The sequence below is a fragment of the Streptomyces sp. NBC_01224 genome (assembly GCF_036002945.1).
In the GTDB taxonomy this organism is placed as follows: Bacteria; Actinomycetota; Actinomycetes; order Streptomycetales; family Streptomycetaceae; genus Streptomyces.
In genome coordinates, this window is sequence record NZ_CP108529.1 from 8977412 (window position 1) to 9004328 (window position 26917).

26 protein-coding genes and 7 pseudogenes are annotated in these 26917 nt (G+C 68.8%); 25 read left to right on the forward strand and 8 right to left on the reverse strand.

The window, feature by feature from the left end; genetic code table 11:
- Positions 1–84 precede the first annotated feature (84 nt).
- Together OG609_RS46520 and OG609_RS46525 are read left to right on the forward strand one after the other, a co-directional pair.
- Positions 85–242, forward strand: a pseudogene (locus OG609_RS46520) (IS5/IS1182 family transposase); the annotation flags it as partial.
- 150 nt (positions 243–392) lie between these two features.
- The gene (locus OG609_RS46525; protein ID WP_442818105.1) at positions 393–656 is read left to right on the forward strand and encodes a hypothetical protein; all 264 of its coding nucleotides are present in this window, start codon (positions 393–395) and stop codon (positions 654–656) included.
- Positions 657–850: 194 nt separating this feature from the next.
- Here OG609_RS46525 and OG609_RS40635 read toward each other — a convergent pair whose 3' ends face one another.
- Positions 851–1471, reverse strand: coding sequence for a TetR/AcrR family transcriptional regulator (locus OG609_RS40635; RefSeq protein ID WP_327277383.1), 621 nt, complete (start codon positions 1469–1471; stop codon positions 851–853).
- Between the two features lie 177 nt (positions 1472–1648).
- Between OG609_RS40635 and OG609_RS40640 the strand changes: the two genes are divergently transcribed.
- The 6 genes and pseudogenes from OG609_RS40640 to OG609_RS40665 form a co-directional block, all read left to right on the forward strand.
- On the forward strand, positions 1649–2449 hold the full coding sequence (locus OG609_RS40640; RefSeq protein WP_327278355.1) for a class II aldolase/adducin family protein: 801 nt from the start codon (positions 1649–1651) through the stop codon (positions 2447–2449).
- A gap of 202 nt (positions 2450–2651) precedes the next feature.
- Positions 2652–3896 (forward strand): MFS transporter, encoded by a 1245-nt coding sequence (locus OG609_RS40645; RefSeq protein WP_327277384.1) that lies wholly within the window; start codon positions 2652–2654, stop codon positions 3894–3896.
- The gene (locus OG609_RS40650) at positions 3893–5164 is read left to right on the forward strand and encodes an amidohydrolase (protein ID WP_327277385.1); all 1272 of its coding nucleotides are present in this window, start codon (positions 3893–3895) and stop codon (positions 5162–5164) included. The genes OG609_RS40645 and OG609_RS40650 overlap by 4 nt, the downstream gene beginning before the upstream one ends.
- 49 nt (positions 5165–5213) lie before the next feature.
- A complete protein-coding gene (locus OG609_RS40655; protein WP_327277386.1) occupies positions 5214–6866 on the forward strand; it encodes an amidohydrolase in 1653 nt (550 codons plus the stop codon).
- A gap of 34 nt (positions 6867–6900) precedes the next feature.
- A pseudogene (locus OG609_RS40660) lies at positions 6901–8079 on the forward strand (alpha-hydroxy-acid oxidizing protein); the annotation flags it as partial.
- A gap of 233 nt (positions 8080–8312) precedes the next feature.
- A pseudogene (locus tag OG609_RS40665) lies at positions 8313–8561 on the forward strand (ISAzo13-like element transposase-related protein); the annotation flags it as partial.
- 272 nt (positions 8562–8833) lie between these two features.
- Here the strand turns inward: OG609_RS40665 and OG609_RS40670 are convergent.
- The 3 genes from OG609_RS40670 to OG609_RS40680 all read right to left on the reverse strand — a co-directional run bounded on the left by OG609_RS40670 (position 8834) and on the right by OG609_RS40680 (position 10924).
- Entirely contained in the window at positions 8834–9736 is a 903-nt protein-coding gene (locus OG609_RS40670) for a JmjC domain-containing protein (protein WP_327277387.1), read from the reverse strand.
- 34 nt (positions 9737–9770) lie between these two features.
- A complete protein-coding gene (locus tag OG609_RS40675; RefSeq protein ID WP_327277388.1) occupies positions 9771–10640 on the reverse strand; it encodes a JmjC domain-containing protein in 870 nt (289 codons plus the stop codon).
- Positions 10641–10732: 92 nt separating this feature from the next.
- A complete protein-coding gene (locus tag OG609_RS40680) occupies positions 10733–10924 on the reverse strand; it encodes a hypothetical protein (RefSeq protein ID WP_327277389.1) in 192 nt (63 codons plus the stop codon).
- 266 nt (positions 10925–11190) lie between these two features.
- Between OG609_RS40680 and OG609_RS40685 the strand changes: the two genes are divergently transcribed.
- The 3 genes from OG609_RS40685 (at position 11191) to OG609_RS40695 (ending at position 13529) form a co-directional block, all read left to right on the forward strand.
- Positions 11191–11574: a hypothetical protein gene (locus OG609_RS40685; protein WP_327277390.1), complete on the forward strand. Its 384-nt coding sequence runs from the start codon at positions 11191–11193 to the stop codon at positions 11572–11574.
- A gap of 20 nt (positions 11575–11594) precedes the next feature.
- A complete protein-coding gene (locus tag OG609_RS40690) occupies positions 11595–12338 on the forward strand; it encodes a DDE-type integrase/transposase/recombinase (protein WP_327277391.1) in 744 nt (247 codons plus the stop codon).
- A gap of 534 nt (positions 12339–12872) precedes the next feature.
- Positions 12873–13529, forward strand: coding sequence for a hypothetical protein (locus OG609_RS40695; RefSeq protein WP_327277392.1), 657 nt, complete (start codon positions 12873–12875; stop codon positions 13527–13529).
- A gap of 11 nt (positions 13530–13540) precedes the next feature.
- On the opposite strand, the gene OG609_RS40700 is transcribed toward OG609_RS40695, so the two are convergent.
- A complete protein-coding gene (locus tag OG609_RS40700; RefSeq protein ID WP_327277393.1) occupies positions 13541–14464 on the reverse strand; it encodes an alpha/beta hydrolase in 924 nt (307 codons plus the stop codon).
- A gap of 66 nt (positions 14465–14530) precedes the next feature.
- On the opposite strand from OG609_RS40700, the gene OG609_RS40705 reads away from it, so the two are divergent.
- The 9 genes and pseudogenes from OG609_RS40705 (at position 14531) to OG609_RS40745 (ending at position 21534) form a co-directional block, all read left to right on the forward strand.
- The gene (locus tag OG609_RS40705) at positions 14531–15076 is read left to right on the forward strand and encodes a helix-turn-helix domain-containing protein (RefSeq protein WP_327277394.1); all 546 of its coding nucleotides are present in this window, start codon (positions 14531–14533) and stop codon (positions 15074–15076) included.
- A gap of 190 nt (positions 15077–15266) precedes the next feature.
- On the forward strand, positions 15267–16529 hold the full coding sequence (locus OG609_RS40710) for an IS701 family transposase (protein WP_442817924.1): 1263 nt from the start codon (positions 15267–15269) through the stop codon (positions 16527–16529).
- A 159-nt stretch (positions 16530–16688) separates the two neighbouring features.
- Positions 16689–16898, forward strand: a complete 210-nt coding sequence (locus tag OG609_RS40715; protein ID WP_327277395.1) for a hypothetical protein — start codon at positions 16689–16691, stop codon at positions 16896–16898.
- 24 nt (positions 16899–16922) lie between these two features.
- Positions 16923–17426 carry an ester cyclase gene (locus OG609_RS40720; protein ID WP_327277396.1) on the forward strand — a complete coding sequence of 168 codons (504 nt, stop codon included), beginning with the start codon at positions 16923–16925 and terminating at the stop codon, positions 17424–17426.
- A 281-nt stretch (positions 17427–17707) separates the two neighbouring features.
- Positions 17708–18370 (forward strand): annotated as a pseudogene (locus OG609_RS40725) (integrase core domain-containing protein); the annotation flags it as partial.
- 31 nt (positions 18371–18401) lie between these two features.
- On the forward strand, positions 18402–19451 hold the full coding sequence (locus tag OG609_RS40730) for an FAD-dependent oxidoreductase (protein WP_327277397.1): 1050 nt from the start codon (positions 18402–18404) through the stop codon (positions 19449–19451).
- Between the two features lie 84 nt (positions 19452–19535).
- A pseudogene (locus tag OG609_RS40735) lies at positions 19536–19664 on the forward strand (hypothetical protein); the annotation flags it as partial.
- A 792-nt stretch (positions 19665–20456) separates the two neighbouring features.
- Positions 20457–21104, forward strand: a complete 648-nt coding sequence (locus OG609_RS40740) for a hypothetical protein (protein WP_327277398.1) — start codon at positions 20457–20459, stop codon at positions 21102–21104.
- Positions 21105–21324: 220 nt separating this feature from the next.
- Positions 21325–21534 (forward strand): DUF6207 family protein, encoded by a 210-nt coding sequence (locus tag OG609_RS40745; protein WP_327277399.1) that lies wholly within the window; start codon positions 21325–21327, stop codon positions 21532–21534.
- Positions 21535–21718: 184 nt separating this feature from the next.
- Here the strand turns inward: OG609_RS40745 and OG609_RS40750 are convergent, their stop codons facing one another.
- Complete coding sequence (locus OG609_RS40750) at positions 21719–21898, reverse strand: MerR family DNA-binding transcriptional regulator (protein WP_385650424.1); 180 nt, start codon at positions 21896–21898, stop codon at positions 21719–21721.
- Positions 21899–22040: 142 nt separating this feature from the next.
- Here OG609_RS40750 and OG609_RS40755 point away from each other — a divergent pair, with 142 nt between their 5' ends.
- Both OG609_RS40755 and OG609_RS40760 read left to right on the forward strand, forming a co-directional pair.
- Positions 22041–22610 carry a putative immunity protein gene (locus OG609_RS40755; RefSeq protein ID WP_327277400.1) on the forward strand — a complete coding sequence of 190 codons (570 nt, stop codon included), beginning with the start codon at positions 22041–22043 and terminating at the stop codon, positions 22608–22610.
- The gene (locus tag OG609_RS40760; protein ID WP_327277401.1) at positions 22607–23122 is read left to right on the forward strand and encodes a putative immunity protein; all 516 of its coding nucleotides are present in this window, start codon (positions 22607–22609) and stop codon (positions 23120–23122) included. Before OG609_RS40755 ends, OG609_RS40760 begins: the two co-directional genes overlap by 4 nt.
- A gap of 70 nt (positions 23123–23192) precedes the next feature.
- Here OG609_RS40760 and OG609_RS40765 read toward each other — a convergent pair.
- Positions 23193–23339 (reverse strand): annotated as a pseudogene (locus OG609_RS40765) (SAM-dependent methyltransferase); the annotation flags it as partial.
- Between the two features lie 74 nt (positions 23340–23413).
- Here OG609_RS40765 and OG609_RS40770 point away from each other — a divergent pair.
- From OG609_RS40770 to OG609_RS40780, 3 genes and pseudogenes are all read left to right on the forward strand, one after another.
- Positions 23414–23575 (forward strand): hypothetical protein, encoded by a 162-nt coding sequence (locus OG609_RS40770; RefSeq protein WP_327277402.1) that lies wholly within the window; start codon positions 23414–23416, stop codon positions 23573–23575.
- 595 nt (positions 23576–24170) lie between these two features.
- Positions 24171–24803, forward strand: a pseudogene (locus OG609_RS40775) (IS256 family transposase); the annotation flags it as partial.
- A 455-nt stretch (positions 24804–25258) separates the two neighbouring features.
- Positions 25259–25951: a hypothetical protein gene (locus tag OG609_RS40780; RefSeq protein ID WP_327277403.1), complete on the forward strand. Its 693-nt coding sequence runs from the start codon at positions 25259–25261 to the stop codon at positions 25949–25951.
- A gap of 379 nt (positions 25952–26330) precedes the next feature.
- Here the strand turns inward: OG609_RS40780 and OG609_RS40785 are convergent, their stop codons facing one another.
- Positions 26331–26801, reverse strand: a complete 471-nt coding sequence (locus OG609_RS40785) for a hypothetical protein (protein WP_327277404.1) — start codon at positions 26799–26801, stop codon at positions 26331–26333.
- Between the last annotated feature and the right edge of the window lie 116 nt (positions 26802–26917).

Consider the following 26917-nt stretch of genomic DNA (forward strand, 5'->3'; position numbering starts at 1 on the left):
GGTTGGTGGACTGTACGAACTGATGAAGCTCCTGGTCGGCACGGGTTCACGACCAAGATCACCCGTGCCGACCAGGAGCTTCATGTGCTTGTCTGCCCATCGGCGATCGATCTGTCCAGCGCACACATGCGCCACCTCGCCGCTCACCGCCGCAAGATCGGGACCCGGTGGCGCCGTGTCGTGCCGGCCGTCAAGCTCTGCTGGTCCTGGCCCATTTGCGATGCGGCGATACCTACGCCCGGCCCGTCCAAAGCTGTTCAACGAAAGGCGCGGAACTTTGCAGTACTGCAAGTGGGCGATCCGGCGGTTACCGGCCCGCACATCGAGCTGTTGAAGGCTGCATGCCGTCCTCCCGCCGCCCTCGCCGCCGCCCTGTGCGGCCGCCAGGGGGTGTGGGCGCCGAGGCCGATCGGGGAGCGCAGGCGGGAGAGGTGTTCCTCGGGTACGTCGGCTTCGCGCAGGAGTTGCCGGCGCTGTTGGTGGGTGCGGCGGGAGTCCCTTTCGGCATCGTCGCCGCCACCGGCACCCTCCTCGGCCTCGGCGCGCCCCACCTCACGGGCCACCTCATCGACGCCGCGGACACCCCGGCCTCCGGTTACACCACTCCTTCCTCATCGCTGCCCTCGTCATGGTCATCACCGGCCTGCTCGCCATAACCAGCATCCGCCCGGAGCGCGACGCACAACGCCTGGGACTGGACCACACCGTGGCGGACAACCCGCACTGAAACAGCGAGCCGAGTCCACGCCTGCCCGGACTCGGGATCGTAGGTGTCGGGCATGGCGAAGCCGCGCGGCGCGTGGGTCGCCGCGAGGCCGAGGACGGATTCGCCGCGGGATCGCGGCTTCCTTCAAACTTTCGGAGACACAGGCTCGGAGACGGTGTCGATCAGCATCGGCAGGTAGGTGACGGCCAGCTGCTCGGAGGCCAACTGGTCTGGTTCGACGAGGTTTTGGGCCAGAGCGCCCTCGTGGACGGCCGTGGTGAGGCGGGCGAGGGAATCCAGGTCGACGGTCGGTCTGCGGCCGAGGCGGTCGAAGAGGCGGGCGAGGAGGTGGGCGATCTCCTCGCGGAGGCGGCGGTCGTGCTCGGCCAGGGTGCGGGCCGTGGCGGGGTGCCTGATGGCGTGCAGAGTGAACTCAGTGGACAGCAGGTACCAGCGGCGCTCGGTCTCGTCGACGGTGTTCATCCGCCTGAGCACCGTCCGTAGCGGGTCGTCGGCCGTGTCCAGCTCGTCAACCGCCTGGGTCAGGTGGTCGATCACTCGCTGCGCATGCAGGTTGAACAGTGCGAAGAACAACTCTTCCTTGGTGCGGAAGTTGGAGTAGAACGCCCCGCGCGTCAGCCCTGCGCGCTCACAGATCACCTCGATGGACGAGCCGTAGAAGCCGCGCTCGGCGAATGTCTCCTGAGCTGCCTCCAGCAGCCGCGCGGTCGTCTGCGGGCGGCGCTTCGTGGGTCCCTTCGGCAAGTTTGTTCCTCCCCGGCCATTGACACCTCTGCGTGACTCGCCTCACGATACAGCATCGTATGGGATGCAATCCTGTATCCCATACGGGATCGTATCTGTTTGGGGTTGCATTCGATGCAGCTCGCGTTGCGTTCGGGCGCCTCTCGTTCGGCGCTCAGGAGCAGGCCAGCGATGGAGATGTTCGCCACGGCACCGCATACCGGCATCGGGCCCGTGCCGCCGGGATTTCAGGCGATGCTCCCGCCAGAGTTCGACTCGGTGGAGCAGGAGCGGTTGCACCGCAAGCAGGAACTGGCCGCGGCGTTCCGGCTCTTCGGCAGGTTCGGATTCTCCGAGGGGGCGGCGGGCCACATCACGGCACGAGACCCGGAGAATCCCGAATGGTTCTGGGTCAATCCCTTCGGGATCGGCTTCGGCCAGATCAGGGTTTCCGACCTCGTCCTGGTCGACCACGCCGGCAATGTGGTGGAAGGCCGCCATCCGGTCAACCGTGCCGCTTTCTGCATCCACTCCGAGGTGCACAAGGCCCGCCCGGACGCCGTCGCCGCGGCCCACGCCCATTCCGTGCACGGAAAGGCGTTTTCCGCACTGCGCCGCCGCCTCGACCCGATCACGCAGGACGCCTGCGCGTTCTTCGAGGACCACGGGCTCTACGAGGACTTCCGTGGTGTCGTCAATGACACGGAGGAGGGCCGGAGGATCGGCGCGGCGCTCGGCTCTCACAAGGCCGTCATCCTCGCCAACCACGGTCTGCTGACCGTCGGTCAGAGTGTCGCCGAGGCCGCCTGGTGGTTCATCACGATGGAACGCTCCTGTCAGGCCCAGTTGCTCGCCATGGCGGCCGGAACCCCGTACCTCATCGACGGGGAGACCGCGCTCCAGGTGCGCGAACAGATCGGCACCCCACTGTCGGGGTGGTTCCAGCTCCGGCCCCTGTGGGACCAGATCACCGAGGATCAGCCGGACCTATTCGACTGATTGACGGCCGTGAGGCCCCACGGGCGGGTCGTCGTGACAGCTCCCGCCCGGCCCGACGGTCCGGATCGCGGCCGCCGCGAGCAGCGCCCCGTGACCGGCCTGCACCGGACCAGGGATCGCAGAGGCCCGCAGTGTCGCGGCCATCTCAGAGAGGTTCACCATGCCCTTCCTCCGTTCCCCCTCCGCCTCGACGAAGCCGACCATGAGTGCCCCGCTCAGGACCACGGTGGTCCTGCTGTTCGCGGCGTGGTTCATCGACTACGTCGACCGGCTCGCCATCGCCACGATCCTCCCGACGATCGGCGACGAGTTCGATCTCGACCGAGGACAGCAGGGACTGATCGTCTCCGTGTTCTTCGTCGCTTACGCCGCCTGCCAGATACCCGGCGGCATGCTCGCCGACAGGTTCGGCGCCAAGCGGGTCACCTGCTGGGCGCTGCTGGCCTGGTCGCTCTTCACCGCGCTGACCGGCCTGGCCTGGTCATTCACCGCCCTGCTGGCGGTGCGCTTCGTCTTCGGGGCGGCCGAGGGCATTTTCCCGTCCGCGTCCATGAAGGCGCTGGTCGAGCGGACGTCGCGCGCGGAGCGGATGGGCGCCCAGGGGCTGATCATGAGCTCCAACTCCATCGCCTCGGTCGTCGCGCCGCTGGCCGTACCGCCTCTGGCGGCAGTGGTCGGCTGGCGCTGGGCGTTCGTCCTGGCCGCCGGGACAGGCGTCCTTGTCTATTGCGCGGTGCGGCTGTGGCTGCCCGCTCCCCGGGAGAGCACCGAGGACGTCGTACGGACCGCGGGCGGCGTCCGGGTAGGGGATGTTCTGCGCATGGGCGTGCTGTGGCGCTTCTCCCTGATGCTCTTCGGGTACGCCGCCGTCATGTGGGGGCTGAGCACCTGGATACCGTCCTACCTCAGCACGGAACGCGGGCTTTCCCTCACCTCCGCCGGTGTGCTGGTGGCGGTGCCCTCCCTCGCGTCCGCAGTGGGCACCCTGCTGGGTGGGCGTTTGTCCGACCGGTTCGAGGGCCACCACCGCAAGGTGATCGTGCCCGCCATGTCGGTCGCGGCACCGGCACTGTGCCTCATGGCGCTCTCTTCCAGCCTGACCGGCGCCATCGCCTTCGGCACGATCGCCATCTTCGCCGTGTCCCTGTGCTACATGCCGATCTTCGCCGTGCCGCTGCGCAGCCTCGCCCCTGAGCTGGTCGGCGTCGGCAGCGCTGTCGTCGTCCTCGGCGGGCAGGTTGCCGGCATGGTCGTGCCGCCCGTACTGGGCGTGATCGCGGATGCGGTGTCGTTCGAAGCGGCGTTCGCCGTCCTGGCCCTCGGCCCGGTCATCGCGGCCGTCATGGCCCTTGCCACCCCGCAGGACACGGAGTGCTTTTCTGCCGCCGTCCGCCACCGCACGCGTGTGGCGGACACATTCACTGTCACCGAGAAGGAGCCCTCGTGAGCGCCGAACTCTCCGCTCTCCTCGCCGGCCTCGACCGCCGGCTGCCCGCACTGCACGCCCTCTATCGCGATCTGCATGCCCACCCCGAGCTGTCGCACCAGGAGTTCCGCACCGCAGGGATCGTCGCCGCCCGGCTGCGCGAGCAGGGCTGGACCGTCACCGAGGGCGTCGGCGGCACGGGTGTCGTCGGTGTCCTCGCCTCCGGGCCGGGACCGGTTGTCCTGCTGCGGGCGGACATGGACGCGCTGCCTGTGCGGGAGGCGACCGGCCTGCCGTACGCGTCGACCCGCACCGCGGTGGACGCCGCAGGCGATGAGGTGCCCGTGATGCACGCCTGCGGCCATGACGTGCACGTCACCTGCCTCCTCGGGGCCACCGCGCTGCTGGCCGCCAACCGGCACGCCTGGCAAGGCACGGTCGTCGCGGTGTTCCAGCCGGCGGAGGAGGTCGGTGGGGCCCCGGCGATGGTCGCCGACCGGTTCGCCGAGCGCTTCCCCCGCCCCGCCGTCTGCCTTGCCCAGCACGTGGCCCCCGCTCCCGCGGGTCTCGTCGCCACCCGCTCCGGGCCGTTCATGTCCGCGTCGGACAGTCTGGCCGTCCGCCTCCACGGCCGGGGCGGGCACGGATCGACCCCGGCGGCCACCGTGGATCCGGTCGTGATGGCCGCCGCGGTCGTGATGCGCCTGCAGACGGTCGTCGCCCGTGAAGTGGCGGCGGACCAGTCGGCCGTCGTCACCGTCGCATCGCTGCACGCCGGTACCCGGGAGAACGTCATTCCCGACACGGCCGATCTCACGATCAACATCCGCAGTGCCACGCCCGCGGTGCGCAGCCAACTCCTGGATGCGGTCGAGCGGGTCGTCCGCGCCGAAGCAGCCGCTTCCGCCGCGCCGCAGGAACCGGAGATCACCGTCATCAACGGCTTTCCGGTGACCGTCAACGACGCCGAGGCCACCGCGAGTGTCCAAGCCATGTTCAGGACCACCCTCGGACCGGACCGCGTGATCGACCTGCACCAACCGCTCACCGGAAGCGAGGACTTCGGAGCCTTCGGAACCGGGCTCGGCGCACCGTCGGTGTACTGGACGTTCGGAGGACTGGACCCCGCCTCCTTCCAGGGCGTCGACCTCCTCCAGGACGGAATCCCGCCGGAGATTCCGCACAACCACTCGCCACTGTTCGCGCCGATCCCGGACCCGACCGTCGAACTGGGCGTGCGCTACCTCCTGATGGCGGCCGCACCGTGGCTCACCCCGCCCAAGCCCTGACAGCGGCGGCCGGGCGCCGAGCACACGGAAACGATCAGGAGAAGGATTCATGTCCGACACCGCAGAACGAATCTTCACCGGCGGCCCGGTCCTCACCATGGACCCCGCCGCCCCCGATGCCGAGGCCCTCGCCGTATGCGACGGCATCATTACCGCCGTAGGAACCACCCGCGACGTACTCGCCCTGTGTGGTTCCAGCACCGACGTCGTGAACCTCAAGGGCCGGGCCCTGCTGCCGGGGTTCGTCGAGGCACACGGCCACCCGACCATCATGGGCCTGGCCATCGCGCCGCCCGCCGTGGACGTCCGCCCCTTCACCGTGCCGACCGGGCGGGAGGTCTACGAGAAGATCCGCGCGGCGGTGGCATCGGCACCCGGCCGGCCGGTGGGCGCGTACGGGATCGACCTGCTGCTCCAGCGCGATCTCACCCTGCCCACCCGTGTGGTGCTCGACGAGATCAGCCCGTACACCCCGCTCGTGGTGGTCTCCAACAGTGGTCACGCGGCCTACGGAAACACCCCCGCCCTGCTCGCCGCCGGTATTACGGCGGCCACGCCCGACCCGTCAGGAGCCCGCTTCGTCCGCGACGCGCAGGGCGAACCCACCGGCGAGGCGCACGAAAGCGCGGCCGTCATCGCGCTGATGAACACCGTCGCGAACGACCTTCTGGACGACGACCACATCCAGTCCGCCCTCCGGTGGTCCTTCGGCCGGCACGCGCGGGTCGGCATCACCACGGTCACCGAGATGGCCGCCGAACCCCGGCTGCTGTCCGCCCTGCGCACCGCCGCCGAACACCCGGACGCCGAGGTCCGGTTGCGCGCCTACGTCATGGGCACCCCAGACCTTGCCGCCGATCCCGACCGGCGATTCGCCGGCCACGCCCCCGCCCACGACATGTTCGGCATCTCCGGAATGAAGCTCTGGGCCGACGGCACCCCCTGGCAGGGCAGCATCGCCACCAGCTTCCCCTTCCAGGACAACGACGCCACCGCACGCATCGGCCTCGACCACTGTGCCCACGGCACCATGAACTACGGGCCCGACGAACTCACCGACCTCGCCGTCGCCTTCACCGCCCAAGGTTTCTCTGTGGCGTGCCATGTGCACGGGGACGTCACCTTCGAGGCTGTCCTGGCCGCCTACGAGAAGGCGGCCGCCACCGCTCCCGAGCGGCTGCGCGCACTGAGACCGCGCCTGGAACACTGCGGCGCCGTCACAGCGAACCAGTACCGTCGCGCCGCCCGGCTCGGCGCGACGGTCAGCCTGTTCATGGACCACGTGCGGTGGTGGGGAGACGTACTGGCGGACGACCTGTTCGGCCCGGACGTCGCCGCCCGCTGGATGGCCGCACGGTCCGCGGTGGACGCCGGCCACCGCGTCTCGCTCCACAACGACGGCATCTGCTCGCCCACCGACCCTCTCTCCAGCATCGCCACCGCGATCACGCGCCGCTGCCACCCGAGCGGCCGTGTCCACGGACCCGACGAGCGCCTCACCGTCGAGGAGGCCCTACGCGCCGTCACCGCCAACCCCGCGTGGCAGCTCCACCTCGAGAACGAGATCGGCATGCTCCGCACGGGCATGCGCGCCGACCTCGCCGTCCTGACCAGGGACCCTCGCACCGTGAACCCGGACCGCTTCCAGGAGGAGATCCGTGTTGAGGCGACGTACCTCAGCGGGCGCCCGACCTGGTCCTGACCCACACATAGTTACCCAAGAGAGGCCCCGACCCATGTCCCATCCCGCAGGTCACCGAGAGCCGTACAGCTCCTACCAGAACGAGGTCTACCTCAACGGCCTCTCCGGCATTCTTCCGGAACACCCCATGGGCTTCGCCGAGTTGGAGGAACGTGCCCGGCACGCCATGCCTCCTGCCGTGTGGTCCTACGTGGCAGGGGGAGCCGGCGACGAGCACACGCAGCGTGCCAATAGCGCGGCCTTCGCGCGCTGGGGGCTTGTCCCGCGCATGCTCGTCGGCGCCGAACGGCGCGATCCGTCCACCGACCTCTTCGGCATGAGGCTGCCTTCCCCGCTATTCATGGCTCCCGTCGGCGTCCTGGGCATCTGTGCCCGCGACGGGCACGGCGACCTGGCGACCGCCCGCGCCGCCGCCCGCACCGGCGTGCCCATGATCTCGTCGACTCTCTCCGCCGACCGCCTGGAGAACGTCGCGGCCGAGTTCGGTGCCACACCGGGCTTCTTCCAGCTCTACACGCCCAGGGACAGGGCGCTTGCGGAGAGCCTCGTCCACCGGGCCGAGAAGGCCGGCTACGCCGGCATCGTCGTCACTCTCGACACCTGGATCGCAGGCTGACGCCCGCGGGATCTGTCCACCTCCAACTTCCCCCAACTGCGCGGACACTGCCTCGCGAACTACACCAGCGATCCCGCGTTCCGCGCGCTGCTGCCCCATGGACGACAGGACGACCCGAGGGAGACGGCCCTCACCTGGTCCCGGATCTTCGGCCACCCGCTCACCTGGGACGATCTGCCCTGGCTGCGCTCGCTCACCACGCTGCCCCTGATCCTGAAAGGTATCTGCCACCCCGACGACGTACGGCGCGCCAAGGACCTCGGCGTGGACGGCGTCTACTGCTCCAACCACGGCGGCCGCCAGGCCAACGGCGGGCTGCCCGCGCTCGACGCCCTGCCCGGCGTCGTCGAGGCTGCCGACGGGCTCCCCGTCCTGTTCGACTCCGGAGTGCGCTCGGGCGCCGACATCATCAAGGCCCTCGCTCTGGGCGCCACTGCCGTCGGCGTCGGCCGCCCCTACACCTACGGCTTGGCCCTCGGCGGAACGGACGGCGCCGTGCACGTCTTGCGCGCGCTGCTCGCGGAGGCGGACCTGATCACGGCCGTGGACGGCTATCCCACCGTCGCCGACCTCACTCCGACGGCCCTGCGGCGCGTGTGCTGCGGCACAGGGCAGCTGCTCGATTGCGGGGCCGACGGGGGTACTTCGAGCCACCACGTCCAGGCAGGTCGATCGCAGTGTCGGTGCGCCGCGTCATGAGCCCCAGAGCTCCCGGAGCAGGGACGCCGGGTTAGTGACCTGACCGGTCTCGGCGGGTAACTGGCAGGCCAGCGCTTGGGTCTCGGCGATCTGCACGGGGGTGAAGCGGGCCGGACGCCCTGAGCGTTTACCATCCCGACAGGGATGAGCAGTTCCGCTATATCAACGAGCAGGCCAAGGAGTTCCAGGCCGCGAGAGACCCGCTGGTGAGCGTCGACACGAAAAAGAAGGAGCCGGTCGGGAACTACAAGAACGCCGGACGTGAGTGGCATCGCGAGGGCGTTCCGGTCCAGGTCCGCACTCACGACTTCCCCGACGCCGATCTCGGCAAGGCGATCCCGTACGGAATCTATGACCTGACGGCGGAGTCTGGCTGGGTCATGCTGCAGGTGCTGCGTTCCAAGGGTTTCTTCACGCTCGCCGGCCGCGAGCACCGGAACCACCGTCCACCACACCGGAGTGCCTTCGCCACGTTCAAGGCCCACCAGTGTCAGCAATGCTCGTGATCAATACGTCTGGTAAGCACAGATGAACCTGCGATGACACACGCGCCCAGCGCGGAGCGTCTCGTCGCCCGCATCGCGAGCCGGCCGCGCACCCGGGTCCAGGCCAGTGCCTCCGCCTCCCCTCTCGCCTCGCCCTCACAACCGGGTCAGCCCAGCAGTGCGCTCAAAGAACCCTCGGTGGTGTGCTGTTCGCGGCGCATCGCGCTCCGGGCCAGATGTACCAGCTCTTCTGGCGTGAGGCCGGTGAGCGTGCGGTGAAAATGTGCGATGAGGTCGTTCGCGGCCACGGTCAGCGCTGCGTCGTCGTTGGGCCGGTCGGGCAGTCCGTCGCCGTCCAGCAGGAGTGCCTCAAGAACGGCGTACAAGTGGGCGGAGCCGGCCTCGCGGACCGTGAACGAGAGGTGAGCAGACGCGCTCCCCCCGGTGGCATCGGCCACATGCGCGAACCCCCTCGGTACGTAGAGGACTTCGCCCTGACGCAGAACCACGTCCAGCAGCGGATCCCCCGGGTCGCCGTCCACGCGCTCGGGCTGCCAGTTCCCGCCGGGCGGTCCCGGATACACACGCCACCGCATCGAGCCGTGTATCTGCACGGCCAGCACGTCGGCGTCGTCGCGGTGCACAGGACGGCCGTGCGTCCCTGGCGGGGTGAGAAAGAAGAACGCCTCCACCTGGCGTTGAAAACACTCCGCAAGCCCATTGGCCAGTTCCCGCACGCCTGCGTGCCACTGGTCGACGTACCGCAGAAGGAGCGTGGCTCCCTCCTTGCCGATCAGTCGGCGCACCGCCCCGGCATCCACGTAGCGGTTGTCGATCCCGCCCAGGACGACACGGGGGGAACAGTAACGCTCCTCCGGTACAGGACCGTCCTCCTGCACGAGCGTCGCGTAAGGGGTGGTGAGGAGACCTGCATCCAGGATCCTGTCCAGCTCGGCAACCGTCAGCATCTCCATCGGGGGTGTGCGGGGATGCAATACGGCGGGTGTGCGGCGCCACAGGGTGTGATGAAAAGCCTGCTCGTCATCCACAAATCGTGCAAGCGGGTCCATCGTTGCCTCTCCATGTTCCATGCCGTCGGCGTGATCAGACAGTCTGACGGTTGCTGTACGCACGCGGTCGTGCCCGGCCGATGACATCATCCGGGGTGACTGCGTCGAGCTGCGCGCTGAGATGGTCCAGGAGGTCGGCCGCGGTGCGCAGTAGAGTGTCATCGTCCAGCGGACGGCCCGGCAGAGCCAGGCCGTCGACGATCCCCGTCAGGAGAGCCGTGCGCAGATGCTCCGCACCGGCTTCCCTCACCACCACTGTCAGATGAGCCGACGAGGAGTCGCCCACGGCCGCGGCGGTGTACGCGAAACCTCTGGGCACGTACAACACTTCACCGGCCTCAAGCACCGTGTCCAGCAGTGGCGCTCCCGGATTCTCCTCGCGGACCGGCGCCCAGTCGCCGTCGGCCGGACCCGTGTACACCTGCCAGTGCTTGGCACCGCTGAGTTGGATCGCCAGCAGGTCCCCGTCGTCCCGATGCACCGGACCTCGGCGGCCGGGACGACTCAGGAAAAAGAACGCCTCGACAAGACGGCCAAGTCGCTCGGCAACGCCCCTCGTGAGTTCACGCACCGGGGGATGCCATTGGTCGACGTAACGGAACTGCAGGGTCGCCCGTTCCTCATCGATCAGTCGTCGGACCGCCGCCGCATCAACGTACCCCTGGGCAGGGCTCCCGGTGATGACGCGCGTCGGACAGAAACGCTCGTCGGCGATGCTCCCCTGCGCGGTGTACAGGCCGACATACGGAACGCGCAGCAGCCCCGCGTCGAGGAGCGCATCCACGTCCGAGAGTGCCAGCACCTCCAACGGCGGGTCCTGCGGCCGCAGAAGCACCGGTTCCTTCCGCCAATATGTACCCAGGAGCTGCTCCACGTTCGGTACGCACCGTTCCAGCCAGTCCATTGTTCCGTCCCTCTCTGAGCGGACCCGCCGGTGTGAGCACCGGCGGGTCCCGGACGCGCTTGCGCGCACTCGCGTGCGCGTCGGTCAGCCGATCACATGACGTCGGGGTAACAATCCCCGCACCCGGCCTCGATCTTCTGGTCCGAGGTCGGGGACGCGGCGGCATCCCCGACAGACGGCACGAAGAACGCCCCTCCGGCAACGGCGAGCGCCGCCACGCTCAGCGCGGCACGCTTGGAGATCTCCGCACGCTTCAACGGCTCTACGGCCTGGGAATACGACATGACCACTCCTTTTCCCCGGCAGCGGTTTCCGCCGCGCCCGGGTGTTCGCTCGGCCCCGGTTTCGAGGCCGAGACAGATCTTGCGTCGGCCCACGTACGGAGGAGAATCAGCACTGACGTATTCCATACGCCACTTACGGATCTCTGATGCGCCCTCTCCCTCTCCGACGGTGTCCTATGTTGTGAGTTCCCTCTCTGTCAGCCTTGGGTGAGACATCCCGTTCTGCGGGGTTGGCCTGAGAGGGCACGACAGGAGAACCGTCCCTTATGCCCAGCACAGAGCCTGTCGGGTCCGAGCCGGCGCCGAGGCCGAAGCGCCGCATTTTCACCTCGGAGTACAAGCTGCGGATCGGCGCCGAGTATGACGCCGCGCCCAGGAACGAGAAGGGTGCGGTCCTGCGCCGGGAACGGCTCTACCACTCGCATGTCAAGGAATGGCGGGCCGCCCGGGACGCCGGGGCCCTGGAAAACCTGGTCGACCGCCGGACCAGCCCGGCCCGTGCGAAGAAGTCCGCCGCGGAGGTGGAGAACGAAAAGCTGCGGCAGCAGGTGGAGCGGTTGCAGAGGGACCTGGCACGGAACAAGGCCGCACTCGAGGTGATGGGAAAAGCTTCCGCGCTCTTGGAAATGATCTGCGAGAGCGCGGACTGAAGCCTGCCGCGGACCCTGTCGTGGACGAGGCGTTCACCAGCGTCGAGGTTCAGCTGGGCATCACGGCCGCCTGCCGGCTGACCGGCCGCTCCCGCGCCACGCATTACCGTCGGCTCCGGCCGGCACCACCACGCAGAACACGTGCCCCGCAGATGCAACCATCGGCCCTGACGGCCGAAGAGCGGTCTGCGGTACTCGAGTTGATGAACGGTGACGAGTACGCCGAGCTGGCGCCCGCGCAGATCTGGGCCCGCGGGCTGGATGCCGGGCGCTATCACTGCTCCGTCTCGACGATGTACCGGATCCTGCGCGAGCAGGATCAGTCCGGTGAGCGCCGACGGCAGGCCACCCATCTGGCCAAGGCGGTGCCCGAGCTGGTCGCCACCGGGCCCTCGCAGGTGTTCACCTGGGACATCACCAAGGCTGCCGGGCCGGCCAAGGGCGTCTGGTATCACGCCTACGTGATCATCGACATCTTCAGCCGGTATATCGTCGGCCACACCGTCGAGCGAGCCGAATCAGCTGTGCGGGCCGAGGAGCTGATCCGCGGGAACATCGCCCGCAACGGCATGGTGCCCCAGACCGTGCACGCGGACCGCGGCACCTCGATGACGTCGAAGATGGTCTCCCAACTACTGATCGATCTGGGCGTGACGCGGTCGCGTCCACAGGTGTCGTGGGCTCGTCGTCGGTCTCGGTGCGTGAGGGGAGCGGAAGGGGTTCCCAGACGTAGTCGTCGGTGTATGCGTACGCGGCGTCGGTGAGCCAGCCGAGGTCGAGCCGGTGGTCGCGGGCCAGGGCGGGGGTGGCGGCGGCCGTCCAGTCGGCGTCGGTCCAGCGGTCGTCGGTGGCGTTGTCCGCGGTGCGCAGGGTGGAGCGGGTCAGGGCGTGCAGGTGGTACGGCCACAGCGCGTACGGGTTCTCGCGGACGAAGGGCCGCTCGGCAAGCCGGGCGGCCGCCGCCTGGTGGGGGAGGCCGGCTGTGGCGGTGGCCAGGCCAAGGTCGAAAGGCATCCAGCAGGGACACCGACCGCAGGATGTGGTGCTCGTCGGGGGTGAGGTCGGCCAGGGTGCGGGTGATCAGCGCGGGGAAGTCGGCGTTGAAGTCCGCCGGTGCGGGGGGTATGTCCGGACCGCCGCAGTTCCAGGAAGCGGAGCACGGCGAGATCGAGGTAGAGGGGCAGGCCGTGGGAGTGGTCGGTGATGACGGCCCGCAGTTCGGCGCTGATGGGGGCTGCCCGTCGCGGACCAGGCAGCGGGCGAGGTAGTCGTCGCAGTCCTGCGGGCTGAAGTCGCCGATGCGGACCTGCCGCCCGTTCCCGGGGGCGCGGGCCGGGAACCGCCTGCTGGGCCAGGCCGGGCCAGACGGTGGGGCCGGTGTAGTCGAGCTGGCCCTGCAGGGCGGGGTCGGCCCACTGGAGGCGGCTGCGGCCGGTGACGATGAAGAACGCGTTAGGCATCAGCCGTTCCAGGTCGCGGTGGGTCCGGTCGCCGGTGTCCTCGAAGGTGTCCAGCAGGACCACGGGCACCACGGCTTTCTCGGTCGGGATCCGGGTGAGCTCCCAGGCGAGCAGGTACGAGTAGCACGACTGGGCGTCGATGTCCGGCTCGGCGTCCAGGAGGTCCGCGAGCAGGGAGCAGCCGGCCAGGGCGCGTACGGTCTGGCGGCGTTCGCGCAGCGCGGTGGCCTGGGTGCCAGTGAGCTGGCCGACGGCGCCGCCGATGGACCGGGCAGCATGAGTGCCTGGGCGACGTTGCCGAGCGCGGACTGGACCTGCTGTGGCAGGGTCCTGGCCGCCCTCGCCGCTGATCTCCCCAGCCCGATCCTCGCCGACGTGACCGGGATGCACCGCCACACCGCACTCCGCTGGGTCGCCTACGCCCGACGCGACTGGGCCGAGTACCTCGCCGCCCGAGCCGAGGACGAGGCCAACAAGCGGGAGAAGAAGGGGTGATGGCGCATGCGTCACGCTGCTCTGTCGAGGAGGTCAGCGATCGCCTGGAACACGGCGTCCTGGCGCTCCTCGTGGAGCCAACCGTGGCCGGCATTCTCCAGGACCCGGTGCTCGCCGCGCAGGACCGAGGAGGCCAATTGCGTGTGCAGCGTGGTCTTGGCGTCGTTGATCTCGCGCAGCACTCCTTCCGGCCACAGATGCGCCTGCGCCGCGTCGTACCCCAGGGCGGTGAGCACGATCAGCGGCACATCGGGCAGGTCCGATGCGTGCCGGAGCTCACCGGAGACCACGTCGTAGAGGTTCCGGTCCTCGTGCAGGCCGGCCTTCCACGCCGCCGTGACGTGGTGCTCGATGAGCGGTCGGCGGACAGCGACGGGCCACTTCGCAAAGAGTGGTGCGGCCTGGTCCCGGGCCTGCTGCAGCTGTTCCTGAGTCAGCTCCGGAATCTCGTGAGCGTGCAGCTGCGCCAGCTTCTCTCGCGCTTGCCGGGGTGCGCGGTCGTGGAGGTCCTCGTGGAAGGGGTCCATGAGGAGCAGCCCGGCCGTCTCGTCGGGGAATCGCTGCGCGAAGTGGCGTGCGTAGGCTCCGCCCAGGGAGTGGCCCACCAGCAGGTACGGGGCAGGTACGCCGGCGGCGCACAGCAGGTCGCGGAGTTCACCGGTGACTTCTGCGGCGGTGCGGGGCAGTTTGGCCCCTTGGCTCCAGCCGGTGCCGGCGCGGTCGTAGAGCACGCTGGTAGTCAGCTCCGCCGCCCGGTCGTGGATGTTCAGGTAGTCGAGGCCGACCTGCCCGGCCCCCGGCAGGAACACCACGGCCGGGCCTCCGGTACCGGTGCGGTGCAGCATCAGCCGCCGTACCCCGACTTCGTACAGGTGCCCCAGCGGAGGCTCGGCCAGGGCGGCTTGAGGGCCGGGAGTGGGTGACGAGTGCGACATGGTCGGTGACCTCATTCTCAGTAGTCTCAATTTTGAGAAAGGTATTGAGGATGAGAATATACATCCATGGACACGGTTGAGCTCCTTCTGCACCCGGTACGGATGCGCATCGTGCACGCCATGCACGACGGGCGGACACGCACGACCACCGAGCTCTGCGCCCTGCTGCCCGACGTCTCAAAGGCCACCGTCTACCGGCATGTCGGCCTCCTGGCCGACGGTGGACTGTTGGCCGTGGAGGGCGAACAGCGGGTGCGCGGCTCCGTCGAGCGCCGCTACCAGCTGCATCGCGACCGGGCCGTGATCGACGCCGGAACGGCCGCGTCGCTGTCGCCGGAGGACTACCAGCGGGGCTTCGCCGTGGCCATGGCCACCTTGCTGGCCGAGTTCAACGCCTACCTCGACCGGGACGGGGCCGACCCGGTCGCCGACTTGGTGGGTTTCCGCCAGCACGCACTCTGGCTCAGCCGGGATGAACTCACCGAGATGATCGGCGAGATGCGCGAGGTGATCACGGCCCGCATGACCCATGGCCCCTCACCGGAACGCACCCGCCACCTGCTCAGCCCGATCCTGTTCCCCGCCGAGACGCAGCTCCCGCGTAACGACTGACTGACCAGCAAGACAAGGCTCCGAACTCTCGGCTCTGCCGCAGCCCCTCGTTGAAGCCTGGAGCAAGTGGGGAGGCGAGCATGCTTGAGGGTTCATTCTCGATCTCGAAGATCCTCATCAGGGGAATAGTAGGGCTTTGTTAGGTACCCCAAGTGATCCTCGTTGGATAGATTGTGATCTTCTTTCAGTTGTGACTCCTGAGGAGATGGAAGAGGTCCGTCCGCGTCTGGAGGCGTTCGCGGCCGAGATGCTGGGCTCGTTGGCGCGTCGGGACCAGCGGGCCAAGGGTGAGTTGTACCTGCGCGGGCTGATGCTGGACGGCAAGCGCAAGTCGATGCAGCCGATGGCCGAGCGCCTGGGCGTGGACCACCAGCAGCTCCAGCAGTTCGTGTCCTCCTCCACCTGGGACTACGCCAAGGTCCGTGAGCGGCTGGCCCGTTGGGCCGCGGCGCACATCTCGCCCGAGGCGTACGCGATTGACGATGTCGGCTTCCCCAAGGACGGCTACGACTCGCCAGGGGTGGCGCGGATGTACTGCGGCGCGCTGGGCAAGCGGGGCAACTGCCAGATCGGGGTCAGTGTGAACCTGGTCAGCGACCGCGCCTCCTCGGCCGTCGACTGGCGTCTGTTCCTGCCCGAGGGCTGGGACGACACCAAACATACCGAGGACGCGCTGCTGGCTTCGGCGATCCGCCGGCGCCGCGCCAAGGCCGGCATCCCCGAGACTGCTCGCCACCGGGAGAAGTGGCGCCTGGCCCTGGACATGCTCGACGAGGTTCGCGGGGACTGGGAGTTGCCGGGCCTGCCGGTCGTCGCCGATGCCGGATACGGCGACGCCACGGGCTTTCGAGAGGGTCTGACCGAACGAGGCCTGACCTACGCGGTCGCGGTCAAGGCCACCACGACCGCGCACCCGGGCGACGCCACGCCCGAGCGTCCGCCGTACTCCGGGCAGGGCCGCCCTCCCGTGTCCGCCTACCCCCAGCCGCACACCACCCTGCGCGTGCTGGCCCTGGCCGCCGGGCAAGCGGCCACCCGCACCGTTACCTGGCGTCAGGGCAGCAAGGCCACCAAGCACAACCCACGGGCCGAGATGCGCTCGCAATTCCTGGCCCTACGGGTCCGCCCGGCCAACCGGTCCATCCGCCGCGCCGCCGACGGCTCCCTGCCCGAATGCTGGCTGCTCGTCGAGTGGCCTCCCGACTCTGCCGAGCCCACCGACTACTGGCTCTCGACGCTGCCCGCCGACATCCCACTGCGCGAGCTGGTGCGAATCGCCAAGATCCGCTGGAGAGTTGAACACGACTACCGCGAGCTCAAGGACGGCCTCGGCCTGGACCACTTCGAGGGCCGCAACTACCTCGGCTGGCACCGCCACGTCACCCTCGCCTCCCTCGCCCAGGCCTTCTGCACCCTGCTCAGACTCGACCCAAAAGCCCCTGCGCCGGCCTGACCCTCTACGCGGTCCTCCGCGAACTCCAGGCCCTCCTGGCCACCTGGACCGGCGCCTGCTCGATATGCGGCCAACCCGCACCAACCCCCGAACCCCACCACAGGACCTAACAAAGCCCTAATAGTGCACGGTCGGAATAACCCCCTCCCGCCAGTAGTCATGGGCCTGAACACAGGATGCTGTCCAGATCTGCCGTCCGGGCGCCATGTGATCCACGGGCGGGTCTTCAAGGGGGCCAGCGACCAGGACGGGAACCACAACTCCGCCGGCAACCTGCTGGAAGTCCCCTGGGTGGCGATCGAGCCGGTCGTCTCCGCCGTCCGCGTCCTAGGAGCGTGGGTCAGTAAGCGGTACTCATGGGTTTCGTGATCGCTCGTGCGGGATGATCTCGGTATGCGTGGTGAGGAGAGCCTGTTCGAGTCCGAGTCGGTCGAGACGAAGTTCTTCGCTGTCTTCGCGGGGTCAGCATCTCGCGCAGGTCGCTACGGCTCTTCTCATAAGCTGATCCACGCCCATGTCCTGGACAGGAAGCGTGAGATGACAGACGACGTAAGAGCCATCGCACAGCGCATGTATGAGGCATTCAATGCCCGTGACCTCACCGCGGCGAAGACGATCTTCTCCGGCGACTTCGTGAGCCACCCGTTGGGCACCGTTGGCGTCGACAGCGTTGTGAAGGCGTGGAGCGGGCTCCACGCCATGTTCCCGGACATTCAGGTCATCGTCGAGGACATGCTCGTGGATGCAGACAAAGCCGCAGTCCGTACGAGCCTGCACGGCATCCCGGCGGGAGTTGAGGAACAGGCTCTCCCCTCGATGATGGAGATCTTCCGGGTACAGGACGGCCGCATCGCCGAGCTGTGGGGCCTATCTTCACTCAGCCGCCCCGGGCGCTGAACTCAGCGTTCAGCCTCCACCCTCGGTTCACGCGTTGAGCAGAGAACCGGGTTTTCGCTGTTCGGCGGACAGCAGAGCGGCCGTGGGTGATCAGGTGCGGGATGATCTCGGCATGCGTAGTGGGGAGGGTCTGTTCGAGGTCGAGCCGGTCGGGCCGAAGCAGCCGCAGGGCCGTCCGGCGGCGGTGGACAAGCGTTTTAGGGCGTTCGACCCGCACCAGGTCCTGCTGCTGCCCCCGTCGCTGGACGACTGGCTGCCCCAGGACCATCTCGCCCGGTTCGGTCGGAGCCTCCACGGTCTGGGAGATCTTGACTGTTGCCGGAGTAGGCCCTGCTCCCCGTAGAGGTGGGCCGACGTGGCGAGAGTTCCTGATGGTGCAGGCCGACGGCGTCATCGCCTGCGACTTCCTGCACATCGACCTGGTCGATCTTCGCCGGGTCTACGCGCTGGTCTTCCTCGAGCACGGCACGCGCCGCCTGCACATCGCTGGTGTGACCGCGCATCCGACCGCGCAGTGGACGGTCCAGCAAGCCCGCAGCCTCGCCTTCGACCTGGGCCTGCGCTTGGAGTCGCTGCGCTTCTTGGTCTGCGACCGGGACCGCAAGTACACCGAGTCCTTCGACGCGGTCTTCGCGTCCGAAGGCATCGAGACCCTGAAGACGGCGCCGCGGGCCCCACGGATGAACGCGCACTGCGAAAGGGGCATCGGGACACTCCGGCGCGAGGCCCTTGACCACCTGCTGATCCTGAACGAAGCCCACGCTCGACGCGTGCTCGACGTCTACGCCTTCCACTGCAACGGCCATCGCCCCCACCAGGCCCGGGGACAACTTCCTCCCCTGGCCCAGGAGCACCCTGCGCCCTCGACCGACTTGACCGCGCACCGACTCCTCCGCACCCGAGTACTGGGCGGCGTCATCAACGAGTACAGATACGCGGCTTGACCAGCAGCGATGAGTTTCTGAACGGCACAGGGTGCTCACCGAACGGCTGCGGCTGCTGATGCGGGAGGACGCCCCACCCGCAAAGCTCGGCCCGTCCGAACGCACGCATGCGGTCAGCCGGATCACCTTGCGTCGGCTGCTGCTTGCAGGGCTGGACGGCATCGTCCACTTTGACAAGGAGTTCACCGGCTACAAGCAGAACGCGAACGGCACGGTCACCGCCTTCTTCACCGACGGCACCACGGCCACCGGCGACCTGCTGGTCGGCGCGGACGGCGCCCGCTCACGCGTGCGACGGCAGCTCCTGCCACACGCCAAGCAGCACCACGCCCTCGGCGTCGGGATCGGCGGCAAGCTCCCACTCGGCCACGAGACGGCCTGGCTGCCCCAGGAGATGACCAGCACCAAGAACATGTTCCTGCCCAAGCGTGACTTCCTGTTCACCGCCGTGTTCCGGCGCCGGGAGGGCAGCGCCACCGTCGTCGAGCGAATCGGCGCCCCGCTGCGGGCCGTCGGCCTGGACCCGGAACTCGTCATCCAGGACACCAAGGATGACGACTACATCATGTGGGCCTACGTCGCCCACCCGCACGCCCTGCCCGCCGACGTGACCGGCCAGCGCGGGCAGCAGTTGCGCGATCTGGTCGCCTCCCGCCTGGCCGGCTGGCATCCCGACCTGCGCGAACTCATTGCCCAGACGCCCCCGGACACCATCGAGCAGTTCGACTTCGCAGCCGCAGCGCGGGTGAAACCCTGGCCCACCACGAACGTGACCCTGCTGGGCGACGCCATCCATCCCATGCCACCGGTCGGCGGGCTCGGCGGCAACGCCGCACTGTACGACGCCAACGCACTGCGCCGCGCACTGGTCGCGGTCAGCCGCAGTGAGCAGGAACTGCTTCCCGCTCTCGCCGCCTACGAGCGCGCGATGCTGAAGAACGGCTTCGCCGCGGTACAGGCAGCGACGCTGTACCTACGCCTGGCCACCCTGCGCAGCCGTACGATCCGAGCGGCCGCACGGACGCTCTTCCGGCTGTGTGGTGCCGTACCTCCTCTGCGCCGCGCCGTCTTCGCGGACTGACAAGCAGCGGCCCGATGCACCGACCACCGGTTCACGAGCCTGGGCAACGAGTTGGAGGACGAGGCTGTCCAAGGGCGGTGGGAGCTCACCCAGGCCAAAGCCTCCCCGGCACTCGCTCTGGACCCCGACGTCCTGGACGGCGACCCCTACGCCCTGTGCACCCCAGCCGACGTCGTCGACCTCCACACCGGCCACCTCCACAAGCCCGACCCCGAAGCCGAGCCGTATGCGCTCGGCTTCGTCGGCGTACTGGCGCAGCTGGGGATCGGCTCGCCGACGTCGGGGCCGACGGAGATGCGGTCCAGGGCGTGGCGTTGCATTTCTTCGCGGGCGACCTGCCGGGCGAGGACGTCGCGGTACGGGGCGACGGCGGCGAGGACCAGGCGCTCAGCGCCCCTCAGCGGGCGGGCGTCGCCGGTCCCGCCGCAGTGCGCGCACCGTCCCGAGCGGGCTGTCCCGGGCGTTCCGATCCTGTGGGCGGCGCCCACAGGAGGCGGGTCGGTCCACGCAGATGGTCATCGTGCCCGGGCAGGTCCTGGCGCTTGCCCGCTCGAGTCCTCGGGACGGCCGGCCCAGGCCGCGGCGGGTAGGCCGTGCCCGCCGGCATTGGTCACCGTCCGGCCTGGACGAACCCTGCTGTGCGCGGTCACGTGCGCCGGACAGCCACCGTTCACGTGGCCCTCCTTGGAACCTACGACAGGCCACATGTCAAGCAGCGACTTGCCGACACTTCCCGGCACCCCACCGCCATAGCGGGTGAGTAGACGTCAGAAGATCACCTGCAAGGGCTAACGGTCTTTCAACCTCCCTAATTCAAAGTAAATTTGACGGTCACTCAGCTCTCTTCGGAGCGGCGTAAAGGGGTTCTGCGTACCCGATCAGCCCCACGAAACCGGGGGTCCTGATTTGCTCGATATGACAGCAATAGGGGGTGTTAGTACGTTCAATCACGCACCGGCTGTCACAGCGGGACTGTCTCTGAGTCCGAGAAGGAGAACAAGCGACATGATCATGACCCGTTCCCACGCGATCGCCACGGCCGTCGCGGCCGCCGCGGCACTGACCGCGACCGGCATCACCTACGCCTCCGCCGTCCCCGCCCCCCAGGCCCAGGCCCAGGTGGCCCCGGTCGCCGTCCCCGCCCAGGCCCTCATGGGCGGGGAGGGCGGCAACACGGGCAAGGGCAACGAAGGCAACGAGCGCCGGGGCAACGAGCGCGAGGGCAACGAGCGCCAGGGCAAGCGCCATCACGAGGAGGGCAGGATCCACATCAACGAGCGCGAATACTCCGGCCGCCCCGACGGCTGCATCACCGTCGTCAGCGGCTTGGGCGCCAAGAGCTTCAACATCCGCAACGACAGCCGCAACGAGGTCGAGGTCTTCCGCGGAGCCGTGTGCGACAACGGCGCCCCCATCGCCACCGTCGGCCCGCACAGCTCCGCCGACGGCGTCTGCCCGGGCAAGGGCGAGGGCAAGGGCGAGGGCGAGGACGAGAACTGCGAGAACGGCGAGCACCACGAGAAGAAGCACCACGAGGAGATGAATGGCGGCGTGAAGGTCAAGAACGGAGTCATTGCCAGCTTCCGCGTCATCAAGCGCCACCACGACGAGAAGGGCGAGGGCGGCGACTTCGGCGACTTCGGCGATTACTAAAACCAGCAACCGCCTGATGCGCATGCTGCAGAACCCCGGCCCGCCGTAATCGGGCCGGGGCCCTCCGGCCAGGCGCACAACACAGAATCCCGGCCCGCCGTAATCGGGCCGGGATTCTCGTCTGGCCCCCGGCCGAAGAATATCCCTTCTCGGAACATCCAGCTCGGGACCGCGGAGGTGCGTGGAGGCGTCGACGAGGGCGGTGTACAGCCGTACGGGCATGGAACCGATCCACGCGCAGCACCTCATCGAGCCCGGGCTTGTCGTTCTCGACATCTCCGCAGCCGACGAAGCAACCGCCCAGGCGGTCATGACCGCACTCGAACAGCGGTGGGCCACATCAGGGATCGGGCCCGTACGGAAAGTGCCCGGTGAACCAGGAGTCGAAGCACGCATGTACGCGGACACCCGGCGGCTCCCTGCCGAGTAGACCGACCACCTTCACCAGGCGCCAAGCCGGAGCCCGGACCAGTCAGCCGCCGGGCGCGTGGCGGGTGAGGTGAGAGCGGGCACAGCTCCGCTCTCCTGCGCGCTCCATCACCGCCGAGCAGGAGGACAGTCTGTCTGCGCAGTGCTTCGTCGAGCTGGCCGCCGGTGACGGCATGCATGATGCGTCAGCTGGTCGAGTAGCCGAAGGCAGAGACGAGCGCCAGGTAGGCCGCGAGGCCGGCCGCATGAGCGGCGGTGTAGTCCCGGTACCCCGTCCGGCTGCGGTGGGCCGGCGGGACGATGCCGGCGTCCTCGTAGTTGCGGACCGCCTGCGTGGGCAGGCCATGGCGACGAGCCAGGTCCACGGGCCGCGTATGACCTCCGATTGAGGGTTCCGACACGGGTGAGCGGAGGATTCGTCGAAAAGTCTCCACCGAACGTTCAAGGATACGATTCAGGAACATGGCACAGAGCACGCACACCATGTCCGGAGACTTCGATCTGACGATGGACGAACTGCGCGTCGTGGCGCGTTACGTGGTTCGGCACGCAGAGGACGTCCTGTCGGTCTTTGAGCAGGCTGTTCCCGATGATCCGCGCCCCCGTGCGGCAATCGACGCGGCCTGGGCGTTCATCAACGGTGCCAACAGGACGAAATTGCAGCGCGTCACTTCCCTCGACGCTCATCGAGCCGCCCGGTCCGCGCCCTCCGAAGCCGCGCGACTGGCCGCGCGATCCGCCGGCGACGCCGCATCGGCCGCATACTTGCACCCCATCGCCCAGGTCAGCCAGGTCGGCCACATCCTGCGGGCCTGCGCGAGCGCTGCGCGCATCGGGGAGATGGAGGCGGGCGGTGATCCCGCGATCGGGGATGCCCTGCTGGAACGGTCGCGGCAGCGTGCGACGCCGGTGCTCATCGATGTGCTCTGCCGCTACCCACCCGCGACAGGCGGCAGCAGCCGTGTCGCCCGGCTGATGAGCACTCTGGATCATTCCCTGCGCCAGGCGGCTGACCGGCCGCCAGGGCACACCGCAGCGAGCGGCGCCGATGCGCGCAGGAGGGAGTGCACGTCATGATCCTCCCGAAGGTCCGCGACCCTCGCTTCGTGACGATCCGCCGTGGTGGGACTCTCACTGATGCGGATCACCGTCTCCTCGCTCTATGGGCTGCCTCGTGTGCAGAGCACGTCCTTGGCCTCTTCGAGTCGGCCCAGCCCGGGGACCCGCGACCGCGCCAGGCGATCGAGCATGCCCGGGCCTGGGTACGTGGCGAGGTCAAGATGATGCAGGCCCGCGCGGCGGGCGGCCATGCGATGGGGGCAGCCAGAGACCTGCGTGGGGCAGCACGGCATGCCGCGTACGCCGCCGGCCAGGCCGGGGCCGTCGCCCACGTCGCCGCGCACGAGCTCGGCGCGGCCGCCTACGCGATCAAGGCCGCACGTGCAGCAGCACCGGAAGACGAGAGCGAGACCGCAGGACGACTCGAGTGCCAATGGCAGCGCAATCAGCTCCCGGAGGCGATCCGCGAGCTCGTACTTGATGACCAGCGGCTGCGCAACGACATCTGCTGGTCGGTGTTCGACTGTTGAAACCGAACCGTGCACGGCCCCTCATGGTTGGCCCAATCGGTCAGAGTTCCCCGCCTTGATGCCGGCGCTTGGACAGGGAGCCGGTGGCGCAGCCCACGTCCAGCACGCTGACCGGCGTGGCCGGCAGCCAGGAGGTCAGGCGGGTGGCCCATGCGGTGCGGGTGTGCTCGGCGGTCAGTCCGTGGTCGGGTTCGTCGTCAAAGGCGTCGGCGGCGGCGTGCCGGCCAGGAGCGCGTACGCCGACGGCTGGAGCGAGAGGGCTGGAGGCTCACCGGTGAGAACGTCTCCGACATGGGGTTCCGCTTCGAGTACCCGGACACCGACGACATCGTTGATGTGGACTGGTACGAGCCCACCAGGACGCTCGCCGTCAGTGTCTACGCCCCGTGCGGGAAGCTCCCGGCCGGCATCGACGAGTACGCATGGCCCGACTCCGAATGGAGCGCAGGGTGAGCGCTGCGCGGAGACGGACCGGCACGTCGCCCCCTGAGGGAACGGCTCGTGGAGCGGCGTCGGCCGCGGTCCGGTGGTACCAGGCCGCGGCGGGCGAGCGGGGTCAGCGGGCGGAGAAGGCCGGGTCGCTGGTGCTCGCGTGGCCGCTCTCCGCATGGGCGGCCACGCGGCGACCACGCGGCGCATGCTGGAGGCGAGCTTCGGATACATCGACCGTGTCAGCGAACGAGTCATCGAGGTCTACCAGCTCGAACGGGACCGCTGGCTGCTCAACCAGACCGCTGTACGCGCCGGACGCGTACGAGAGATCCTCGCCGAAAAGCAGGTGGACACCGACTGGGCGGAATCAGCCCTCGGCTACCGGCTGCGTCAACATCACATCGGGATGGTGTTCTGGCTGCCCGAGCGGCCCCATGGCGATGAAGGACTCTCCCGGCTCGACCGGCTCACCAACGAGATCGCCGAAGAACTCAAGTGTTGTACCAAGCCGCTGTTCGTCGCCCGGGACGAGATCCTGTCCTGGTCCTGGCTTCCCTTCGGCTCACACCCGCCCCGAACTCGTCGTCGACATCAACCGCATCCCGGAGCTGGACCCCGCCTCGGCCAGGCCCGCTCCTGCGTCCTGGTCCTCATGGGCGTGCGCACCGACGGCAGTAAGGAGCTGATCGCGCTCGCCGAGGGTCTGCGCGAGTCGACTGAGTCCTGGGCCGACCTTCTGCGGGACTGCCGCCGGCGCGGCATGCGCGATCCCGAGCTCGTCGTCGGCGACGGAGCCATGGGTCTGTGGCGGGCCCTGGCCGAGGTGTTTCCGCAGGCCAGACATCAAAGGTGCTGGGTTCACAAAGCCCGGAACGTGGTCAACGCCCTGCCGAAATCGGCCCAGCCCGGCGCGAAGAAGGCGCTGCAGGAGATCTACAACGCCGAGGACCGCGATCACGCCGAGAAGGCGGTGAAGGACTTCGGGCGCGCATACGGCGCGAAGTGGCCCAAGGCCGTCAAGAAGATCACCGACGACGTCGATGAACTCCTGGCGTTCTACGACTTCCCGGCCGAGCACTGGGTCCACCTGGGCACGACAAATCCGATCGAGTCGACCTTCAGCACGGTGAAGTCGACCTTCAGCACGGTAAAGCTGCGGACCAGGGTCACCCGCGGCGCCGGCAGCCCGGCCGCGGCCCTGGCGATGGTGTTCAAGCTCGCCGAGTCCGCCCAGGCCCGTTGGCGCGCGCAGCCGGTCGTCTGCCCACCCGGATGCCACACCCACGGCGGCCAGCTCGATGGCGCTTTCGAGGGAGCGGCCCTCGTCCCCCAGGAGCTCCAGGGCGTCCCACACGTCGACCGACACCGGCTCGAGTGCACCGTGGTCTGCCCAGTCTTCCAGGACGTGGCGGTAGCGGCCTGCCGAGTCCCGCGCGGCGTATGGGAGGGCCGGGTGTTCGGTCAGCCGCTCGATCTCAGCCTCGGTCAGGACGCCGGTGAGTTCAGCGGCTTCAACGGACAGGTCTTCGAGCGCCTGTGGTCCCTGGCCGGGAATGTCGACCCGCAGAGACCTGCAGACGGGCCCGCTCCAGGAGTGCCGCTTCCAGCGCGCCGACAGGGCGCGTCTTCGGCGGCACCGACTGCTTCCAGTCCTACCAGCGTGGGGTTGCTGAAGCGGCCGGTGGCGTGGAGTAGCAACTTCCCGTGATGGTGTACGTCGCGGTTCTTCTCGGTGAGAGTCCATACGGCGTCGGTGAGGGGATCGTCCTGGACGACGTCCGACGCGACATCGAACACCGATGCCTGGTCGACGGACGGGCCGAAGGCCGCGTCGAGCAGCGCCGTGTACTCCGTGACGTACGCGGAATCCACTGCGGGAAGCAGGTGGCCGACTGCCTGAGAGGCTTCGTTGAAGGCGAGGGCCTCAGGGGTGATCTCGTAGCGTGGGGCGTTGCTTCGGAGCACGGCAAGGGCGACTGCGGGGAGGCTGCCGAGCTGGGGCTCGATCCGCTCGGGGAGGCCGTGCCGGTCCAGTGCGCGGACGGAGCGTGGGAGCAGTGGCAGCCAGTCTGTGTTTGCCGGAGGCCAGGCGCCTGCCGCGACGGTCCAAAGGGGCAGCCGGACGACGAGCATGCGTTCCGGAGGGCCCAGGTGGGGAGCGAGGGCGACAAGGCGTTCCACCCAGCGGCGGTATCGGCGGCCTACTTCCTGGTCGGCCTGCCGGAGATTGGGCAGGGCGGCAGCGCCAGCTTCGGCACCGGCTGCCTCGGGGTCGTGCTCCGCTGCCACGGCCTCGGCGTCGTCCTCGTCGAAGGCGGCTTCGATGTCGTCGGTGAACCGCTCGTCCCAGGTGACGGGCAGCAGGTCTTGAAAGGGCGTGCCAGTGTCGGCGGGTAGGGGGAACCCCAGCGCGAAGCGCGTGAGCGGGTGCCCGACGCGCCCGGCGCACTCGTCCAGATAACGCTCCCAGCCGCCCTCGTCGCCGTCCAGCAGGACCGTCGCGACAGCACCGCCGGTGATGCTGCTCGCGGATACGCCTGCTGGGGCGGGGGCAGTCCCGTACGGAGGGTTTCCCGGTCGCCCAGGAACCGTTCGGCGAGCCGGGGGTCCGTGAACAGGCCGGGTGGCCGTGTCGTGGGGGCCTGGGACTGGGCCGGGGGCATTCGGCGCAGCGCACGGTTAGGGCCGACGACGAACACGATGTTGCCGAAGCTCGGCACGCCGTCGCTACCGACGACGACAAGGCGCACACAGCTGCCAGCATCCGCCGGAGCCGTCACAGCAACTCCGGATGAGCGGTGTCGGAGAGGGGCCGGGCCATGCTGATCTCCAGGCCGTCCGATACGCGTAAGGCGCCGAGCAACAGCGGTCCACTGCCGTCGGTGGGGCGGGGGAGGGGCGCGACCGTGCGCCGCCGGGCAGCGGGCTCCTCGGTGCCGACAGGAAGGATGGTGGAGGTGATGGGGGTCATGACGCCGGGTTCGCAGTTGCTGCCCTCGCCCTGGGAAAGCAGCAGGGCTGCGGCGGAAAGGTTTGGGCTGCCGGTCAGGGCCCACCGTTGCCCGCCAGAGGCCAACTCGACGAGTTTCCCGTGGCGGTACCGCTGGCCGTTGTCACTGATGACGCGTCCGTCGTACTCCTTCACCAGGGCGGCGACCGACGGGCGGTCGAGATTGCTGAGTCCGGGCTGGTAGGCGAGGGTGAACCAGCTCGGACGGAAGCGTTCGAGCAGCTGCCGCAGTGCCATGGAAGGGTTTCCGGACGGCGCCGGACGGGGGCGAATGAGACCAGAGCTGAGACCACCGCGCACGGAGCGGTCGCCTGTCTGGCCATACAGGCGAGATGCTCGTGGGCCAACATGAA

Coding starts and splice junctions, on each gene's coding strand:
- OG609_RS40640 (WP_327278355.1), top strand. CDS start 1,649: ATGTTCGCCACGGCACCGCATACCGGCATCGGGCCCGTGCCGCCGGGA.
- OG609_RS40645 (WP_327277384.1), top strand. CDS start 2,652: ATGAGTGCCCCGCTCAGGACCACGGTGGTCCTGCTGTTCGCGGCGTGG.
- OG609_RS40655 (WP_327277386.1), top strand. CDS start 5,214: ATGTCCGACACCGCAGAACGAATCTTCACCGGCGGCCCGGTCCTCACC.
- OG609_RS40670 (WP_327277387.1), bottom strand. CDS start 9,736: ATGGACCCGCTTGCACGATTTGTGGATGACGAGCAGGCTTTTCATCAC.
- OG609_RS40675 (WP_327277388.1), bottom strand. CDS start 10,640: ATGGACTGGCTGGAACGGTGCGTACCGAACGTGGAGCAGCTCCTGGGT.
- OG609_RS40680 (WP_327277389.1), bottom strand. CDS start 10,924: ATGTCGTATTCCCAGGCCGTAGAGCCGTTGAAGCGTGCGGAGATCTCC.
- OG609_RS40685 (WP_327277390.1), top strand. CDS start 11,191: ATGCCCAGCACAGAGCCTGTCGGGTCCGAGCCGGCGCCGAGGCCGAAG.
- OG609_RS40695 (WP_327277392.1), top strand. CDS start 12,873: ATGCGGACCTGCCGCCCGTTCCCGGGGGCGCGGGCCGGGAACCGCCTG.
- OG609_RS40700 (WP_327277393.1), bottom strand. CDS start 14,464: ATGTCGCACTCGTCACCCACTCCCGGCCCTCAAGCCGCCCTGGCCGAG.
- OG609_RS40705 (WP_327277394.1), top strand. CDS start 14,531: ATGGACACGGTTGAGCTCCTTCTGCACCCGGTACGGATGCGCATCGTG.
- OG609_RS40715 (WP_327277395.1), top strand. CDS start 16,689: ATGGGCCTGAACACAGGATGCTGTCCAGATCTGCCGTCCGGGCGCCAT.
- OG609_RS40720 (WP_327277396.1), top strand. CDS start 16,923: ATGCGTGGTGAGGAGAGCCTGTTCGAGTCCGAGTCGGTCGAGACGAAG.
- OG609_RS40740 (WP_327277398.1), top strand. CDS start 20,457: ATGATCATGACCCGTTCCCACGCGATCGCCACGGCCGTCGCGGCCGCC.
- OG609_RS40745 (WP_327277399.1), top strand. CDS start 21,325: ATGGAACCGATCCACGCGCAGCACCTCATCGAGCCCGGGCTTGTCGTT.
- OG609_RS40755 (WP_327277400.1), top strand. CDS start 22,041: ATGGACGAACTGCGCGTCGTGGCGCGTTACGTGGTTCGGCACGCAGAG.
- OG609_RS40760 (WP_327277401.1), top strand. CDS start 22,607: ATGATCCTCCCGAAGGTCCGCGACCCTCGCTTCGTGACGATCCGCCGT.
- OG609_RS40770 (WP_327277402.1), top strand. CDS start 23,414: ATGGGGTTCCGCTTCGAGTACCCGGACACCGACGACATCGTTGATGTG.
- OG609_RS40785 (WP_327277404.1), bottom strand. CDS start 26,801: ATGGCACTGCGGCAGCTGCTCGAACGCTTCCGTCCGAGCTGGTTCACC.